The organism is Pseudactinotalea sp. Z1732 (assembly GCF_049724975.1).
GTDB lineage: Bacteria > Actinomycetota > Actinomycetes > Actinomycetales > Beutenbergiaceae > CALKWS01.
In genome coordinates, this window is record NZ_JBMPQC010000005.1 from 225,225 (window position 1) to 242,297 (window position 17,073).

Annotated in this window: 14 protein-coding genes, 1 tRNA gene and 1 riboswitch; of the genes, 5 read left to right on the forward strand and 10 right to left on the reverse strand. The window is 69.1% G+C overall.

The annotated features are described in order from the left end of the window. Window positions 1–4: 4 nt before the first annotated feature. The 5 genes from ACPL7H_RS11775 to ACPL7H_RS11795 form a co-directional block, all read right to left on the reverse strand. Complete coding sequence (locus ACPL7H_RS11775) at window positions 5–979, reverse strand: LacI family DNA-binding transcriptional regulator (protein ID WP_424797100.1); 975 nt, start codon at window positions 977–979, stop codon at window positions 5–7. Window positions 980–1,149: 170 nt separating this feature from the next. Further along, entirely contained in the window at window positions 1,150–2,499 is a 1,350-nt protein-coding gene (locus ACPL7H_RS11780) for an ABC transporter substrate-binding protein (RefSeq protein WP_424787384.1), read from the reverse strand. A 264-nt stretch (window positions 2,500–2,763) separates the two neighbouring features. Then, the gene (locus ACPL7H_RS11785) at window positions 2,764–3,699 is read right to left on the reverse strand and encodes a carbohydrate ABC transporter permease (RefSeq protein ID WP_424797101.1); all 936 of its coding nucleotides are present in this window, start codon (window positions 3,697–3,699) and stop codon (window positions 2,764–2,766) included. Then, window positions 3,692–4,651, reverse strand: coding sequence for a carbohydrate ABC transporter permease (locus ACPL7H_RS11790; RefSeq protein ID WP_424797102.1), 960 nt, complete (start codon window positions 4,649–4,651; stop codon window positions 3,692–3,694). The genes ACPL7H_RS11785 and ACPL7H_RS11790 overlap by 8 nt, the downstream gene beginning before the upstream one ends. A 252-nt stretch (window positions 4,652–4,903) precedes the next feature. Beyond that, window positions 4,904–6,238, reverse strand: coding sequence for a Gfo/Idh/MocA family protein (locus ACPL7H_RS11795; protein WP_424797103.1), 1,335 nt, complete (start codon window positions 6,236–6,238; stop codon window positions 4,904–4,906). A gap of 235 nt (window positions 6,239–6,473) precedes the next feature. Between ACPL7H_RS11795 and ACPL7H_RS11800 the strand changes: the two genes are divergently transcribed. Then, window positions 6,474–7,400 carry an aldose 1-epimerase family protein gene (locus tag ACPL7H_RS11800; RefSeq protein WP_424797104.1) on the forward strand — a complete coding sequence of 309 codons (927 nt, stop codon included), beginning with the start codon at window positions 6,474–6,476 and terminating at the stop codon, window positions 7,398–7,400. Between the two features lie 74 nt (window positions 7,401–7,474). Here ACPL7H_RS11800 and ACPL7H_RS11805 read toward each other — a convergent pair whose 3' ends face one another. After that, entirely contained in the window at window positions 7,475–8,593 is a 1,119-nt protein-coding gene (locus ACPL7H_RS11805; RefSeq protein ID WP_424797105.1) for an acetylxylan esterase, read from the reverse strand. A 166-nt stretch (window positions 8,594–8,759) separates the two neighbouring features. On the opposite strand from ACPL7H_RS11805, the gene ACPL7H_RS11810 reads away from it, so the two are divergent. Beyond that, window positions 8,760–10,718, forward strand: a complete 1,959-nt coding sequence (locus tag ACPL7H_RS11810) for a DUF2207 domain-containing protein (RefSeq protein WP_424797106.1) — start codon at window positions 8,760–8,762, stop codon at window positions 10,716–10,718. Between the two features lie 200 nt (window positions 10,719–10,918). After that, entirely contained in the window at window positions 10,919–11,614 is a 696-nt protein-coding gene (locus ACPL7H_RS11815; protein ID WP_424797107.1) for an SRPBCC family protein, read from the forward strand. Between the two features lie 6 nt (window positions 11,615–11,620). Here the strand turns inward: ACPL7H_RS11815 and ACPL7H_RS11820 are convergent, their stop codons facing one another. Next, on the reverse strand, window positions 11,621–11,800 hold the full coding sequence (locus ACPL7H_RS11820; RefSeq protein WP_424797108.1) for a hypothetical protein: 180 nt from the start codon (window positions 11,798–11,800) through the stop codon (window positions 11,621–11,623). Between the two features lie 269 nt (window positions 11,801–12,069). Next, a tRNA-Arg gene (locus tag ACPL7H_RS11825) sits at window positions 12,070–12,142 on the reverse strand. A gap of 218 nt (window positions 12,143–12,360) precedes the next feature. On the opposite strand from ACPL7H_RS11825, the gene ddaH reads away from it, so the two are divergent. Together ddaH and rocD are read left to right on the forward strand one after the other, a co-directional pair. Then, a complete protein-coding gene (ddaH, locus tag ACPL7H_RS11830; RefSeq protein ID WP_424797109.1) occupies window positions 12,361–13,242 on the forward strand; it encodes a dimethylargininase in 882 nt (293 codons plus the stop codon). 32 nt (window positions 13,243–13,274) lie between these two features. After that, window positions 13,275–14,477 (forward strand): ornithine--oxo-acid transaminase, encoded by a 1,203-nt coding sequence (gene rocD / locus ACPL7H_RS11835; protein ID WP_424797110.1) that lies wholly within the window; start codon window positions 13,275–13,277, stop codon window positions 14,475–14,477. Between the two features lie 229 nt (window positions 14,478–14,706). Here the strand turns inward: rocD and ACPL7H_RS11840 are convergent, their stop codons facing one another. Continuing rightward, on the reverse strand, window positions 14,707–15,654 hold the full coding sequence (locus ACPL7H_RS11840; RefSeq protein ID WP_424797111.1) for a universal stress protein: 948 nt from the start codon (window positions 15,652–15,654) through the stop codon (window positions 14,707–14,709). A 227-nt stretch (window positions 15,655–15,881) separates the two neighbouring features. After that, window positions 15,882–16,727: a C40 family peptidase gene (locus ACPL7H_RS11845; RefSeq protein WP_424797112.1), complete on the reverse strand. Its 846-nt coding sequence runs from the start codon at window positions 16,725–16,727 to the stop codon at window positions 15,882–15,884. After that, a riboswitch (cyclic di-AMP (ydaO/yuaA leader) is annotated at window positions 16,727–16,896 on the reverse strand. It overlaps the preceding gene by 1 nt. Window positions 16,897–17,073: the final 177 nt, after the last annotated feature.

Genomic DNA, 17,073 nt, shown 5'->3' on the forward strand with positions numbered 1-17,073 from the left:
CACCTCACCGCGGTGCCGTGGAGTGACGCACCACCAGTTCGCATGAGAGTCGTTGATGTTCCACAGGGTAGTCCGGTTCCGCCATGCGTCGCAGCAGCATCTCGGTGGCGGTAGCGCCCATCGAGGCCCCGCCGGAGCGCACCGTGGTCAGTTCCGGATCGAGCATCCCCTCGGCGATCGCGTCGTCGAAACCCACCACGGAGACGTCTCCGGGCACGTCCACGCCGAGTTGCTGCAGCCGCGTGATCACGCCCCAGGCGATCAGGTCGTCATAGGCCAGCACCGCGCTGACGTCGGCATCGCGGACCACGTCGGCTGCTTCCCGCCCGCCCAGGTAACTGGGTGGGTGCGGCCCGTCGAGGATCAGTTCCACACCGCTGGCCTGCGCGCCCTCACGAACACCGGCGAGTTTGGCCGCACCGGACCAGGACGCGGCCGGGCCGTCCAGGTACAACACCCTGCGGTGGCCCAGCCCGGCCAGGTGCTCAACCGCCGCGCGCATCCCCTCGGCGGCATCGACGACGACGGCGTCCACCCCGTCCACCAGGCGATTCACCAGCACGGTGTCGCGCTGCGCCGCCACCGCCGCGATCTTCGCCGAGGGCATCCGCGTGGACACCAGCACCAGCCCGTCGACCTGCTCCACCAGCCGCCGGCACAGGCGTTCCTCGGCGCGCGGGTCCTCGCGGGAGTCGGCGAGGAAGACGCCCAGGTCCCGGTCCTGGGCGATGTCGGCGATCGCGACCAGGATGGGGCCGTAGAAGGGGTTGGCCACATCGGGCAGCAGCACCCCGATGTTGCCCAATCGTCCTGTCACCAGTCCACGGGCGGTGCGGTTGGGCCGGAAGTCCAGGGACGCGGCGATCGCCAGGACGCGCTCCCGGGTCTCGCTGGAAACCCGGCCGTGCCCGTTCAGGGACCGGGAGACGGTCGCGATGGAGACACCAGCGCGCTTCGCGACGTCGTGGATGGTGGCCATCGCGCCTCTCTGCTCGGGTGCGCCAGGGCACCTGTAGTTGCGCTGCCGCGGCCGGATGGACCGGCCGCGGCAGCGCGTGGTCGTCGGTCGCCTCCCGCTTGGTGCGGGTGGCGGCACGGAACCCCACCGCCGCAGGAGAGTACTGTGCCTGCGGCGGTGGGCCGGGCGGATCAGTCGCCGGTGATCTCGCTGGCCTCGGCGATGAACTCCTCGGCCGCTTCCTCCGGGCTGATTTGTCCGAAGAGCACCTGCTCGTTCAGCCGCTCGAGCAGGCTGGCAACTTCACCGGCACCGGTCGGCGGGGACGGGGTGGCGTCCACGATGTCCGGGGAGATCTCGGCGATCCAGTCCGCGGCCTGCTGCTCGGACTCGGGCAGTTCCTCCAGGATCGCCTCGCGAACCTGCATGTTCGCCGGCAGCCCACGGTCGGTGAGCAGGATCTCACCGGCCACCTCGCTGTTGAGCATCCAGTCCAGGAACAGTGCCGCTTCCTCGGGGTGCTCCGAGGTGGCGGACATGGACAGGGCCATGGCTGGCTTCAGGAACAGGCCGGTCCGCTCGAACTGAGACTCACCCGGGTAGCGCAGCAACTGCAGGTCCCGCCCGGACGCTCCGGCCAGGGTTCCGAGTTGGTTGGTCCAGAACATCGAGATCGCACCGTTGTTGGTGGCCACTAGGGACTGCTCCGGGCCGCCGGCGGAGAGTTCGAGCGACTCGCTGGCCGAGGGGGCGGCGCCGGACTCGATCAGGTCCAGCGACATCTGCCAGCGTTCGGCCATCAACTCGGCGTCGAAGCCGATCTCGCCGTCCTCGTTCCACAGGTTCTGTCCGTGCTGGCGCAGCCAGATGGCCAGGTCGGGCTCAATGAAGCCATACTCCTGGGTGCCGAACGTGCCGGCGTCAGTGTTGGCCGAGATCTGCTCGGTGATCTCTGCGTAGTCCTCCCACGTCCAGGTGGTGTCGTCGGGGAAGTCCACTCCGGCCTCTTCGAACACCTCCGGGTCCACGATCATCGCGCGTACGTTCACGCCGGTGCCGATACCCCAGAGGCCGCCGTCGAACTCTCCCGAGCCCACCAGGGAGTCCTCGATCTGGGAGGTGTCGATGTCGAACTCGTTCAGGTCAGCCAGCACCCCGCGCGAGGCATATTCGCGCAGGTAGCGCTCTTCCTGCATGAGCACGTCCGGGGTGTCACCGCCGGCGGTCTGGGTGGCGAGTTTGTCCCAGTACCCGCCCCAGTCGGTGTAGTCCGGCTGGACCTGGATGTGGGGGTACTCCTCCTGGAAGGCGTCGATGAGGTCCTGGTTCATCTGGTGCCGGGTGTCGGAGCCCCACCAGGAGAACCTGATGGTGACCTCCTCGGCGTCGCCCTCGCCATCGGCCTCGTCGACTTCCTCGACCGGCTCGCCATCGGCGGCCGGCTCGTCATCGTCCAGGTTGTCAGCCTGTCCGCAGGCGCTGAGCACTAATGCCCCGGCGGCCGCGAGTGCGGCGACCTTGAGAAGGCGCGGTTGCGCCATTCGTGTCCTCTTCATTGTTCTTCCTCCTGGGACTTTTCACTTCGTTGTGCGTCATGGTCATGAGGCGGTGACGCCGTTCCGCCGGTCTCGGTTAGTGCACGGTTACCCGTCGGGGCATGACTGCGCACTCGGGGTATTCGTGAAATATCTTGAATCGGTGTGTGCGGTGCGTTATTTCTGACTTTCTTCCCGTCAGCGCGAATGTTGTCTCTGCATCGAGTTCGCTTTCGTTTTGTCGGGTTCGTGACTCATTCGGTGTGCTTCCTATTTGATTCCGGTGGTGGCGATGCCTCGGACGAGATATCGCTGGCCCAGGAGGAAGACGATGAAGAGGGGGATGAGGGAGACGATGGACATCGCGAACATCGCACCCCATGAGGATTGTCCGGTGGAGTCCAGGAAGGTCCGCAGGGCGATGGGCACCGTGTAGCGGTCCGGGCTGGTCAGGAAGATCAACTGGGAGAAGAAGTCGTTCCACGTCCAGATGAAGGTGAAGATCGCGGTGGTCGCCAGCGCCGGGGTGGATAGCGGCAGCATGATCTGGAAGAAGATGCGGGGGTGTCCGGCGCCGTCGATACGGGCGGCTTCGTCGAGTTCCTTGGGGATGCCGCGGAAGAACTGGACCATGAGGAAGACGAAGAAGGCGTCGGTGGCCAGGAGTTTGGGCACGATCAGGGGCAGGAAGGTGTTGATCCAGCCCAGCTCGGAGAACAACACGTACTGGGGCACGATGATGACGTGGATCGGCAGCATGATCGACATCAGCATGATCGCGAACCACAGGCCGCGGAATTTGAAGTTCAACCTGGCGAAGGCGTAGGCGGCCAGCGCGCAGGAGGCCAGGTTCCCCAGCACCGCCCCGGCCACCACGATGGTGGAGTTGAGCAGATAGTGGGAGAAGGGGTGCAACAGCGCGTTCCACCCGTGGACGTAGTTGTCGGTGGTGAACTCCCCCGGGATCAGGCCCGGCTCGCGGAAGATCAACGCATCGGGCTTGAAGGAGGAGGAGATCATCCACAACAGCGGGTAGATCATCAACGCCCCGAAGGCGATGAGCAGCAGGTGCTTGCCGACCTTGCGGACCCGCACCGCCGGGGGGATCCTGCGCACGTTCGACTTCGGCCGCTCGGTGGGCTCGGCGGGACCGATCACGGCCTGTGCGGCGCCGGCGCCGGGCTGGCGGGTGGTGGAGTCAGTCATTGTAGAAAACCCAATACTTCGAGGCGAAGAAGTTGATCGCCGTCATCGCCGCGACGATGATCAACAGCAACCACGCCATCGCGCTGGCATAACCCATGTTCAAGTTCGCAAAGCCCTGCTGGTACAGGTACAGGGTGTAGAACAACGTGGAGTCCACCGGGCCACCGGTGCCGTTGGAGACGATGTAGGCCTGGGTGAAGGTCTGGAAGGCGTTGATCACCTGCAGCACCAGGTTGAAGAAGATGATCGGGGTCAGCATCGGGATCGTGATCGAGCGGAACTGGCGGATCTTGCTCGCCCCGTCGATGCTGGCCGCCTCGTAGTACATCTCCGGGATCTGCCGCAGCCCGGCCAGGAAGATGATCATCGGGGACCCGAACGTCCACACGTTCAAGATCATCAACGTGCCCAACGCGTAGTCCGGGTGAGACACCCACCCCTGGGTACCGATCTGGATCAACGGCTGCACACCGTTGAACCACTCCAGCACCTGGTTCACCAACCCGTTGGTACCGAAGATCTGGCGCCACAAGATCGCGATCGCCACCGAGGACCCCAGCAGCGAGGGCAGGTAGTACACCGACCGGTACAACGACAGCCCGCGCAACCCCTTGTCCAGGATCAACGCCAACCCAAGTGCCGCACCCAACTGCAACGGCACCGAGATGAAAACATACGAGAACGTCACGAACAACGCCTGGATCAGCCGCGGATCGTTGAACATCCGCACGTAGTTGTCCAGCCCGATCACATTCGGATCGGACAACAAGTCGTAATCGGTGAACGACAGATACAACGACGCCACCAACGGCCCCGCCACAATCAACGCCAGGCCCACGAACCACGGCCCCAGGAAGAACACCGCCGCCTTACCGTCATTACGTTCCGACGGAGAGCGCGTAGGCCGCCCCGCCTTTGACCGCAATTTCGACAACTCACCTAAAGCAGCCATTACCCACCCCCCGAAACATTCCGGCACCAGCGGGTGCCGATCGGGTCCATTTCCATCATGCGGCTTCCTTGTCGCTCTGGGTGGTGGAGCCCGCTCACGCGGCCATCCACTCCGATGATCTGACTCTTTGTTGGTCGTGTGCGTAAACGCTTTCGCAGAGAGTAGCACGAGGCATCCCACCGCAACAGCCCCTGGTGGCTACCGCGGCGATTGATGCAGAACCGAAACATTTGCCCGTCCCGGACCGGGCGGTCAGGTCGCGTCGTTGAGGCGCAGGTCGGCGATGTCCACCGGGGCGCCGGTACGCAGGGACTCGTTGCCGGCGATGCCCACCGAGACCGCGTGGATGCCGTCGGTGTAGCCCGCCGGGCGGCCGAGCGGATCCTCCCCCGGGCCGCGGAAGACGTCGGAGAGCAAGATCGCGTCGCCGCCACCGTGCGAACCCTGCCCCATCGGGATCGGGTGCTCGGTGGCACGCTGCCAGTGCTCCTGCACCACCAGGTGCTCCCCCTTGGGTCGCAGCGCGTCACTGTCCTGCGCCTCCCGGGCACTCGGGTCCAGCACGCCCTCGGCGGTCATCGCCACCGAACCGCGCTCAACCACCTCCAACTCGGCCCGGCCCTTGGTGCCGTTGACGGTGACGCGGTAGCCCTCCCAGGGCGCGTGGGCGTTCAGGGAGTAGGTCATCACCGCGCCGCCGGCATAGTCCACCAGCACCGCCACGTTGTCCTCGATGGTGATGCCGGCGTCGAACACATCCCGGTCGCGCAGGTACCCGTCGTGGTGCTCGGCGTCCAGGTAGAGCCGGCGCAGCCGTTCGTCCTCGCGTAGATCCAGCGTCCACGGGTCATTGCCCGGCGCCGGGGTGCCGCGCTCGGGTCGCGGGCTTGGTGCCTGAGCGATGCCGGCGCCCTGGTCGCCGTAGAACTTCAGGCCACCGCGAGCGTAGACACGCACCGGCACGTCGGCCAACCACCAGTTGACCAGATCGAAGTGATGGGAGGACTTGTGCACCAGCAGGCCGCCGGAGGAGTTCTTGTAGCGGTGCCAGCGGCGGAAGTAGTCCGCGCCGTGCATCGTGTCCAGGGCCCACTCGAAGTGCACCGAGGTGACCTGGCCGATGCGGCCGGAGGCGATGACCTCCTTCAGGCTGGAGTTGCGCGGGGAGTAGCGATAGTTGAACGTCATCACCACCGCCTTGCCGCTCTCGGCCACGGCGGTGGTGATGCTGCGGCAGCCGTCGGCGTCGATGGTCAAGGGCTTCTCCACCACGACGTCGGCGCCGGCGCGCAGGGAACGGGAGACCAGGTCGGCATGGGTGTGGTCCGGGGAGGTCACGATCGCCACATCCACGGCTTGCTCGGCGATCATCTGCTCCAACTGGTCCGGTGCGTAGCGCGGCAGCGCCCGGCCACCCGCGGCCTGGACCACCTCGTCGTAGTAGTCGATCCGGCCCGGGTTCACATCGCACCAGGCCACCAACTCCGAGACCGGCGCGTGCTCGCCGAGGATCGCGTTGATGTACATCTGCGAACGGTGTCCGGTGCCGACGACGGCGTAACGGCGGGTACTGGGCTGGTCGGCCATCGAGTTCCTCCTGGAGGCCGGCAGTGAGCACCGGCATTGGTGTCTGCGTAAACGCTTCCACGCATCATGCCAGGTCGATCGTGGCGCTGGCAACGCCCTGCCCGGATCGTGTCGATACGACGGCACCGCCGCCGATGGGGACCCCGTACGACGGCACCGCAGCCGATGGGGACCCCGTACGACGGCACCGTGGGCCCATCGGGCCCCGTGCGCGCGCGGTGAGTATCGTGTGGCCGTGACCATCACCACCAACGAAGCCCCCCTGCCCACCGGCGCCGCCTTCGAACTGCAGCGCGGCGACCAGTACGCCGTGATCACCGAGGTGGGCGCGCACCTGCGCGCCTTCCGGACCGGCGGACGCGACGTCGTCGTCCCCTTCGCCGAGGACGAGTTGCCACCGGCCTACCACGGCGCGGTGCTGGTGCCATGGCCCAACCGCATCCGCGACGGCGCCTACACCTGGGACGGGGTGGACTACCAGCTCGACATCAGCGAACCCGGTCGCAACACCGCCCTGCACGGCCTGGTGAACTGGAAGCGCTGGCGCACCATCGACCACAGCGCGGCCTCCGTCACCCTGATGATCGAACCCCCGGCCACGCCCGGCTACCCCTTCCAGCTGGCCACCACGATCCGCTACGCCCTGGGGCCGGGCGGGCTGGAGATCGAAGTGCGCACCCGCAATATCGGCAGCGCGGCCGCGCCCTACGGGATCGGGTTCCACCCGTGGCTCTCCCCCGGCGAGGGCGGGCTGGATGAGGCCACCTTGCAGTTGGACGCCACCAGGTGGGTCGCCACCGACGACCGGTTGCTGCCCACCGGCACCCAGGAACTGCCGGAGGAGTTCGACTTCCGCGAGCCCCGGAAACTGGGCGGCACGGTGCTCGATGATGCCTTCGTCGGCGCCACCTACGACGCCCAGGACCTGTCCTGGTTGCGTCTGCGCGGGGCCGACGGGCACACCGCGGCGGTGTGGATGGACCGGACCATGGGTTGCTGGCAGATGTGCACCGGGGATGAGCTGCCCGGCCCCGCGCGCCGCACCGGCCTGGCCGCCGAGCCGATGAGCTGTGTCGCCGACGCCTTCCGCACCGGGGATGACCTGGTGCGCCTGGAGCCCGGCGATGACCACTACGTGCGCTGGGGTCTGACGCTGCAGTAACCGGATCGGGCGAGGTCGCCCCGCCCGCTCGCGCATGGCGCCGTCCCGCGCCGTCGGCCGCTACCCAGCGGCCGCTATCCCAGCGCCCGGGTGAAGAACGCCGCGGCGTCGTCCTGCATCTGCGGGGTCATCCGGTGCGGCTCGTCGAACCAGGCGCTGGAGTACTCGACGGCGGCTGGGTCCGCGGCCCGCAGCATCGCATCGGCCGCGTGCATGCCCGCCGGGGAGAACAACGCGTCCTGGGTGGCGAACTGCACGTGCATCGACTGGCGGGTGGGGGCGTGCGTGGGGATCAGCGGCCACTCCGAGTAACGCAGGATGCCCGGGGAGTACATCAACCAGGAGTGGGCGTCGATGTGCGCGGGCAGCAGCGAGTCGAACGTGAACATCATCCCGGCCACCAGGTGCGCCCGGATCCGGGGGCTGAGCGAGGCGAGCAGCATCGCCCGGCCACCGCCCCCGGACAGCCCCATGGTGCCGATCCGATCGACGTCGACCATCGGCAGGGAGGCCAGCACGGTCAGTGCGGCCAGGTCGTCGTGGGCCACCATCCCGGCGAAGGTGGTGCCCAGCATCAGCGCGACTTTGGCCACGGTGTGCTCGTGGTCGGCAGCGAGGGTGTTGTAGATCCGCTCCGGGGTGGCCTCCTCGCCCTGCTCGCGCCACAGCGCCATCTGTCCCTGCAGGTGGAAATCGGCCCGGGCCGGTCGCGGATCGAGGGTGAAGGCGCGGCTGCCCCACACGAACGCGTCGTGGGCCAGCACGGCGAAACCCTGCCCGGCCAGGTGGTTCGCCACCGCCTGACCGCCGTACATCTGTGCTCGCAGCGCCAGGGACTCCGGGGTGTCCTGCTCCCCCAGGTCCACCAGCCGTTCGGCGCCGACCCACTTGTTGCCCGAGTGGCAGTGCATCAGCAGGATCGCCGGCAGCGGGCCATCGGCACCCTCGGGTGTGCACAGGTAGGCCGCGGTGGCCGGGCCGTACCCCAGTTGCCAGGACAGGCGCAGGGTACGCACCCCCTCGGCGCTGGTCGCCGCGCCGTGGGTGACCTGGAGCTGCGTGGGTGCGGCCGGGGGCGCGAGCACCTCGGCGAGCCCGCCGGTGGGTGCCTCGCCTCCCGCGGCGCCGCCGGCGAGCACATAGTCCGCCCAGTCCTCATAACCCGCAATCGCGTTCGGGCGCTGCTGGCTCATTCCTTGCTCCACTTCGACGTCGACCCCGGGGCACCGAGAATTGCTGCGGACGCCACGATCCTACGGAGGGGCAGGCAACAACCGACGACGACGCATCTCGCCATGGGCACTCCTGCCCACCCGGGATGGTGGTCGGGCGGGCCCGCGGGCCAATACGGTGGCACGGATGACTGTGCTGAGATCCGCTCTGCTCGCTGTGGCCGTCGCCGTCCTGACCGTCGCCGGGGTGAGCGCTACGGCCGCACCGACGCAGGCCGACGCCCGTGACGACGTCGTCCGGGCCTTGGATGTGGAGATCACGATCGACGCCGGGGGGCTGGTCCACGTCACCGAGACGTATGAGTGGGACTTCGGCGACCGTGACGGTCTGGGGCTGCGACGGGAACTCGCCCAACGGTTCGCCTGGCCGCACGATCCCGACCTGATGCGCCTGTACCGCTACGACCAGTTCGACGTCCACAGCCCTTCCGGGGCCCCGGCGGAGCACTGGATCAGCGAGCGCGGGGCCTACCTGAGGGTGGACATCGGAGCCCCGGACGGCTCCGACGACACCCGCACCGGGGTGCAGACCTACGAACTCGGGTACACCATCGCCGGCGCCCTGAACGCGATCCGCGACGACGACGAGGTACCCGACCAGGACGAGTTCTTCTGGAACGTCACCGGTGATGAGTGGGAGGTCCGCTTCGACCAGGTCACCACCACGGTGACCGGGCCGGTGGACATCACCGATCACCGCTGCTGGGAGGGCCCGTCCGGTTCGGACCAGCCGTGCGCCGCCGAGGCCGCGGGCAGCACCGCCACGTTCGCCACCGGGACGCTCCGGCCCGGGCAGCAGCAGACGGTCGCGGTGGCGTTTCCGGCCGGCACCTTCGACGACATCGAGCCGATCCTGGTCCCGGCCGAGGGGGACGTGGTGGGCTTGACCGCCGGCCAGGAACGCATCGCGCAGGTGACCGACCCGATCGTGAACACCCTGACCACGTACTGGCCGGTGCCGGTGGGGGCGGTCGTCCTGGCCTATGCGTTGCTCCTGGTGCGCCGGTACCGCCAGGGCCGCGATGACCACTTCGTCGGGATTCCCCCGGGCACCTTCCCGCCGCCGCACGCCCGCGAGACCCACCCGGTGGCGCAGTTGCAGCGCAATCCACCTGAGACGGTCCGGTTCCAGCCCCCCGAGGGTCTGGCCCCGGCGGTGGCCAGCCGGCTCGAGCACAAGGTCAGCGACGCGCACGCGCTGGCTGCCACCATCGTGGATCTGGCCGTGCGGGGGTTCCTGACCATCCGGGAGGCGAAGACCGACCGGCGCGGCCGGGCCAAGGACTGGGACGTGACCCTGGCGCCCGATGCGGCGCAGCGGCGCTCCGAGTTGGCCGAGTTCGAGGACCGGGTCCTGATCGACCTGTTCGCCACGCAGCCGACGGTGCGGTTGAGCAAGGAACGTTCCCGGCTGACCAAACTCACCACCACACTGCGCACCCGGGTGGCCGAGCAGATCGACGCCCAGGGGCTGTTCACCCGGCCGGTGTCGGCGTCGGCACGGCGGAAGAGCGGACCGACCCGCCGGGGCCGGTCGTTGGTCTGGCAGATCGCCGCGGCCGTGGTGCTGCTCGGAACTGCCTTCGTCGGCACCAGCGCCGACGTGCTGCCGCCCTCAGCGGTGCGTCTGACGGTCATGCTGCTGATCGTGTTGGGACTGTGGCTCGTGCTGCGCGCGATCACGTTCGTCACCTCGTTCCGGCGCAGCGCCACCGGCCGGGCCTTGTATGAGCAGTTGCGCGGGTTCAAGATGTACCTGTCTGCCGCCGAGGCCAACCAGATCCGCTTCGAGGAGGGCATCGACGTGTTCTCCCGGTACCTGCCCTACGCGATCGTGTTCGGGGTGGCCGAGCGGTGGGCGAAGATCTTCGAGGAGCTCCAGGCTCAGGGCCGCGCGCACGTGAACACCGGTTGGTACGTCGGCTTCCATCCCGGAGCGGTGCCCAGCGTGGCTTCGATCGCCTCGTCGATGAACTCCTTCGTCGGCGCTGCCTCGCCCACCTCCGGTTCCAGCGGGGGTTCGGGGTTCGGCGGTGGGGGCGGCGCCGGTGGCGGCGGCGGTGGCGGCGGTGGGGGCGGGCGCTGATCCTGCTGGGAGCGGGGGCTGCGGGTGGTGGTGCTGGGCGCGGTGGGCTGCGTGCCGATGGTGCTGGGCGCGCTGGGCTGCGTGCCGGTGGTGCTGGGCGCGCTCAGCGCCCGGGCGCGGCTGCGGTTGACACCGCCCAGGACCTTCGCACCTGTCCGGGCGGCGGTTCCGGTGCCACGATGGTGGGTGAGGTGATGTTCATGTCCACCCGACGCGCCATCCTGGGGCTGGCGGCCGCCCCGTTCGTCTCGCTCGCGGTAACGACCGCCGCCGTGATGATCGCCGGCGCGCACCGCCGCCTCGGCCTCACCCCGCAGGAGGCGGCAGCCCCACTGCCGGGGGATTACCTGCTGCCGGATGCCACCGTGCAGAACGACCGGGCCATTCTGATCAACGCCGCCCCAGCACGCATCTGGCCCTGGCTCGCCCAGATCGGGCAGGACAAGGCAGGGTTCTACTCCTTCGAGACCCTGGAGAACCTGGCGGGGTGCCAGATCGCCGGCGCCACCCGGATCCACCCCGAGTGGCAGGACGTCCAGGCCGGCGACACCCTGGCCCTGCACCCTCGGGTCCAGTTGCGTATCGCAGCGGTCGATCCCGGGGTGCTGCTGGCTGCCACCAACGCCGGCACCCCGGTGCTCGCGGACACCGGCATGGGTTACACCTGGACTCTTCACCTCGTTCCGCTGAACGATCCGGACTCGGACCGCCCGCTCACCCGCCTGCATGTGCGGGAACGCTACGCCCCACGAACCCGCCTACAGCGGGCACCGGTGGAGGCGACCAGCCTGATCTCGGCCTTGATGACCTGGCGGATGCTGAACCGGATCGCCGGCCTGGTGGAAGGGAGCATCACGCCGGCGACTGAACCGGACCGGCCCGCTCGACGGCGGTGACGGCGGTCAGGGGGTCGGGCGGCCACCGCTCTTGCGACCGGCGCTACGGCGCAGTGCGGCGATGATCACCGTGCCGAGGAACAGCACGATCCCGATCAGGCCCAGCCAGATCAGGCCCTCCAGCGCGAACCCCACGATCGAGACCAGCACCCACAGGACGAGCAGGACCACAACGAGAACCTTCATGTCTCCAGCCTAGGGTCTCTGCTCGGCGCCCGCTGGAGATCGCGGGCCCCGGTCACACGTCCAGCCTGCACGCCCGGGGTGCGGGTCACCTCCTGCAGGCAGAGGAGATCAGCCGCACACGACTTGATCCACGGCGTCAACTCGGGAAAGCGGGTTCCGCCCCTGGCGTTCAACGAGACGATGCGCATCGCCCAAGGGCTAGTGCTGACCGGCGCGCCGGCGCTGAGCGCGCCCCACCGCCAGTGCCCCGCACCGGCGCCCAACTCCAGCGCCCCCGGCGCGATTCGAACGCGCGACCTACCGCTTAGGAGGCGGTTGCTCTATCCCCTGAGCTACGGGGGCGGGGGCGAGCAGCACCGGGCCGGAGCGAACCCGGGCCCACACTTCTCGCGCACCGATCGTAGGGCACACACCAGCCCCGCCGGTAATCCAGCCACCCCCACACAACGCGCGGGTTTCTGTGACAATCACATGTGTGGCCCACCACCCAGGGGCCGCACCCGCGATCCGGCACCGGGCCCACCAGGCCAGGGCTTGGACCACGAACCGAAGGAGCATCGATGCCCGCTCACTATCTGATGTGCCCACCCACGCACTTCACGGTCTCCTACGAGATCAACCCCTGGATGAACGCCAAGGTCTCCACCGACGTCGACCGCGCGATGAGCCAGTGGGACACGCTGCGCCGCACCTATGCGGACCTGGGGCACACCGTCGACGTGATCGACCCGCTGCCGCAGTACCCGGACATGGTCTACGCCGCCAACGGTGCCACCGTGATCGGCGGCATCGCCTACTCCGCCAGGTTCCGGCACAACGAGCGCGCCGGCGAAGCCCCGGCGTACCTGGACTGGTTGGGCCGGGCCGGGTTCACTCCCGTCGAGGCCGCCGAGACCAACGAGGGCGAGGGGGACCTGCTGTGCACCAACGGGTACATCCTGGCCGGGACCGGTTTTCGCACCTCCGCCGCCGCGCACTCCGAAGCCCAGGAGGTCTTCGGCCGCCCGGTGATCTCGCTGCAACTGGTGGACCCGCGCTTTTACCACCTCGACACCGCACTGACCATCCTGCGCGATGACCTGATCGCCTACTACCCGCCCGCCTTCTCCCCCGGCTCCCAGCGGGTGCTGCAGCGCATGTTCCCCGAGGCGATCGTGGCCGGCGACGCCGACGCCCAGGCCCTGGGCCTGAACGCCGTCAGCGACGGTACCCACGTGGTGCACGCACCGGGAGCGACCAACCTGGCCGCGCAGGCCCGCGAGCGCGGATTGGAGCCGATCGCGGTGGACACCTCCGAACTGCTCAAGGGCGGTGGCGGCGCCAAGTGCTGCACCCTGATCCTGCGGAGTTCAACCAAGGCCGACGACGACGCAGCCGCGAGCGCACTACCCGCCCTGGGCGCCCTGCGCCCGGGTGAGGCCGACGACGGCGCAGCCCAGTGATTCCCGCGAGTCACCGACGAGGAGGTCGCACGATGACGAACAACCCCCACACCACGAACGCACCCGGACCGCTGGCGCCGAACTATCACCCGCTGGAGGTGGAGCTGGCCACCGCCGAGGGCGCGATGGTCACCGACACCAGCGGCCGGGAGTACCTGGACTGCCTGGCCGGGTACTCGGCGCTGAACTTCGGTCACCGCCACCCGCACCTGGTCCGGGCCGCCAAGGACCAGTTGGACCGGCTCACCCTGACCTCCAGGGCGGTGAGCCATGAGCATCTGGAGCGGTTCGCCGGCGCGGTCACGGAGTTGACCGGCACCGAGATGCTGCTCCCGATGAACACCGGCGCCGAGGCGGTGGAGACCGCGATCAAGACCGCCCGCAAGTGGGGGTATGAGGTCAAGGGCGTGCCGGCCGACCGGGCCGAGATCATCGTGGCCGACGGCGCCTTCCACGGCCGCACCACCACGATCATCTCCGCCTCCACCGACCCGGCTGCCCGGGAAGGATTCGGTCCCTACACCCCGGGCTTCGTCGTCGTGCCCTACGGTGACGCCGCCTCGGTGCGCGCGGCGATCACGCCGGACACCGTGGCCGTGCTGCTGGAGCCGGTCCAGGGCGAGAACGGGGTGATGATCCCGCCGGAGGGCTACCTGGAGCAGGTGCGCGCGGCTTGCGATGAGACGAACACACTGCTGGTGCTCGATGAGATCCAGTCCGGCCTCGGCCGCACCGGGGCCACCCTCACCCAGGAGCTGTTCGGCGTGCGCGCGGACCTGACCACGCTGGGCAAGGCCCTCGGTGGTGGAATCGTGCCGGTCTCTGCGGTGGTGGGCCGGGCCGATGTGCTCGGTGTGATGACCGCCGGTACGCACGGGTCCACCTTCGGCGGCAACCCGTTGGCGTGTGCGGTGGGGATCGCGGTGACGGAACTGCTGGCCACGGGTGAGTTCCAGGCCCGGGCGCGCGACCTCGGTCCGAGGCTGGAGGGCCCGGCCAAGGATCTGGTTGCCGACGGGCTGGCCACCGACGCCCGGGTGATCGGCTTGTGGATGGGCCTGGACGTGGTGTCTCTGTCCGGGCGTGAGGTCAGTGAGCGGCTGGCCGCCGAGGGCATCCTGGCCAAGGAGACCCACGACAACACCATCCGCTTCGCCCCGCCGCTGACGGTGACCGAGTCGGACCTGGACCGCCTCATGGACACCCTGGGCCGGGTGCTGCGCAGCGCCCGGTAGCCCCCCCGCCGCCGTCGCCACCCCAACGCCACCGCCGTCGCCACCCCGCCTCCGCCGCCGCCATAGCCGCCGCCGCCGAGGGCGAGCCTCCCAGCCGAAGGCGAGTCCCCCAAGGCTCGCCCTCGACGCTCACGCTCGCCCTCGCCGCCGCAGGGACGGGTTGGGGGTGGGGTGGGGGTGGGGGTGCCGCGGGGGCCGGGTGGGCGCCGTGGGGTGGCGGGCTGGCGGCTTAGTGCCGGCGCCGCTTCCAGTTGAAGGCGTGGTCCTCGGGATCGTCGGTGCTGCTGGTGGGCACCACCATGACCGGGCAACGGGAGTGATGCAGCACGGTCTGGGACGTGGAGCCCAGCAGCATCCCGGTGAAGCCGCCGCGGCCGCGCGAGCCGACCACCACCAGGTCCACCGCGGTGGAGAACTCCGACAGCAGCGCCGCTCCGGTGCCATCCAGGGCGTGCCGGCGCACCTGCACCGAACGACCCTGACTGGCCCGGTCCACCGTGACGTCCAGGCCGGTCTTGACGTCGGCCAGCAGGGTCTCCCGGTCCACCCCGGAGGGCAGCCAGCCCAGCAGGCCGGCGCCGGCGCCCATCGGCACACCGACCACGGCGGTCAGTTCCGCCTCCCACCGTTCGGCCTCGTCGATGGCCACGTTCAGGGCGAGTTTGGCCGAGTCCGACCCGTCCACGCCCACCACGATCCGGCGCACCGGCAACGGCAGACCGGCGTCCTCGTCGTCCTCGCCCTCCCGGTGCGGCACCACCACGGTGGGGCAGTGGGAGTGGGCCGGTAGCGCCGAGGAGACGGTGCCCAGGATCCGTTCGGCGAATCCGGACCGGCCCCGGGTGCCGACGACGGCGAGGCGCACCTGGGCGGACAGGTCCACCAACACTCCGGCCGCGTCGCCGGTCTCCAGGGCGCTGGTCACCTGCACACCCACGCCCTCACAGCGGGTGAGGGCCTCGTCCAGGACCGCTTGCGCGCCGTCGCGGATGGCGGTGTCGTCCAGGGTGGCATACCCGCCGTCGATGGTTCCGGCGGCGAAGGTGGGCAGCGCGTAGGCACACACCAGGTGCAGGTTCCAACCCGACTTTCCGGCGTGGGCCAACGCCCAGTCCAGTGCGTTCAGGCTGGCGGCTGATCCGTCGACTCCGACGAGGATCGTGGGTTCGCGTTCCATACCGGTCTACCCCCGTTTTTTGGGCTGATCTTGACCATTGTGCTACAAGCCTGACGGTTGCGGGGCATGTCGCCGGAAAATCTTATAGCTGTCTCATCGGAGCTGTTCATCGGTGCCTGTGCCAGCACCTCTCCGCACGGGCACGCAGGTACACGACGCACCGGTGCGCACAGCACAACGGCCCGCCCCGATGCGGGACGAGCCGTTGTGAGTGGTGCGTGTGCCGGTCAGCCCATCACACGGATGAACGTGGGGCTCGAGTTCCAGATCGGGCCCTCGTGCAGGGGTGAACTGGGGTTGCGAGCCGCGATGTGCTGGCCGTTGCCGGTGTAGATGCCCACGTGTCCGGGCCACCAGACCAGGTCGCCGGGCCGCGCCTCAGAAGCCGAGACCACACGGCCGGCGTTGCGCTGGGCCGAGGACGACCGGGGCAGGGAGACACCGAACTGGGCGTACACGTAGGCGGTGAAGCCGGAGCAGTCGAACCCGGCCGGAGTGCTACCGCCGTACACGTACGGGGTGCCCGTGTACCGGCGGGCCAGGTTCACCACGGCAGAGCCGGAACCGGACGCGGGTGCGGCGCTCTGCGTGGATTCGCTCGCGGGCTCCTCGGCCTGCTGCTCCTCCGCCTGCTGCGTCTCCTCCTGAGCCGGAGCGGCGGTGCGGTTGCCGGTGCGGGCCGCCGGGGCGGTGGCCGCGGTGGGCCGCTGCGTGGTCGCCGCCGGCGGGGGCGGTGGGGGCGGAGGTGGTGGCGGGGCCTCGGAACTCACCACGGCCGCGGTGAAGGACCAGTCGGTGTCGGCGTCGACCGAGATGGTCGGCGAGGTGCTGACGGAGTCGCGGTCACCATCGAGCACCACGTTGGCCAGCGAACCGAGGCCGGAAGCGGAGTTGGACACCTGGGGGGCAGCGGCCGCGGTGGAGGCGCCCATGGTCAGCGCCAGTCCGGAGGAAGCAACTACGGCCAGTGCACGACGACCGGTGGTGCCGGCCACTGTGGTGCCGAAAGCGGTCAGGGGGGTGGAGGGCCGGCACGCTGCGCGGTGGCGGGCTCCGGTTGTGCGTTGAGTCAAAATCTTCTCCACGCGCCTACGGGGTGAGCTGTCGGGTTCGGGTTGGAGATTCACCCGGTCTTACCTGGCGAACCAGGTGGGACTTCACCCCTAGGTGCTCGCGCACCAAAGGTTGGGTCCCCCGTCCCTGTCAATTGCGTCTGTCGGGACCTGCTGGCGGTGACAGGGTTCGGCGCCGCCTGCGGGTACTCATCGATGGAGGGGACGACGAGCACGGCTGACGTTACCCGACGCACCCGGCAAAAGTCACATTCCGGTCACAATTGGTTCTGTGAAATGGTTCACAGGATCTGCCCCTGGCGCCTACGTCCCCAGAAAATGGTGGAATTCCGAGGCAACGGCGCGA